The 592-nt window shown below is 65.9% G+C and carries 1 pseudogene; it reads right to left on the bottom strand.

Annotated elements, in window-relative coordinates:
* Positions 1–582 (bottom strand): annotated as a pseudogene (locus ABD343_RS40665) (RHS repeat-associated core domain-containing protein); the annotation flags it as partial.
* Positions 583–592 lie beyond the last annotated feature (10 nt).

The raw sequence follows: 592 nt of genomic DNA, 5'->3' as shown, positions 1-592 counted from the left end.
GGTGCGGGCGTCATTCGCGTTGTAGTCGTACTCGGTCTTCTTGCCCTGCGGGTCGGTGAGTGTGAGCAGCTTGTGGGTCTTGCTGTAGGTGTACTTCACCGTGCCGTTGGGGTCGGCGTAGGACTCGACGTTGCCCTCGGGGCTGTAGGCCAGCACCGTTTGGGAGCCGTCCTGGAGGGTGCGGATCGTCTCCCGGTTGAGCGGGTCGAAGGCGTACTTGGTGATACCGGTGGCGTCCGAGCGCTGGGTGACGTTGCCGTCCCCGTCATAGCTGTACTCGGCCCAGTTGTTGGGGCCGGCGACCTTCGTGATCCGGTCGCGGTGGTCGTAGGTGTACGTGGTCTTCGTACCGCGGCCGTCGGTGGAGGTGACGGGGCGTCCGGCCTCGTCGTAGGTGTAGCTGGTCTCGCCCAGTGGGGTGGGCGGGGTGACCTTGTCCAGGTTGCCCTTGGCGTCGTAGTGGAACTTCGTCGCCTTCCCGTTCGCGTCCTTCACCTCACACCGCTGGCCCTCGAAGCCGCCACAGGTGGGAGACTTGGGGTTGTAGGCGAAGGTCCGGGTGCCGCCCTGTTCCCCGGCCACCGTCTCCTTG

The sequence above is a fragment of the Streptomyces albiaxialis genome (genome assembly GCF_039530985.1).
In the GTDB taxonomy this organism is placed as follows: domain Bacteria; phylum Actinomycetota; class Actinomycetes; order Streptomycetales; family Streptomycetaceae; genus Streptomyces; species Streptomyces albiaxialis.
The sequence above is the reverse complement of the archived record's forward strand: the minus strand, read 5'-3'. Positions and strand labels throughout refer to the sequence as shown.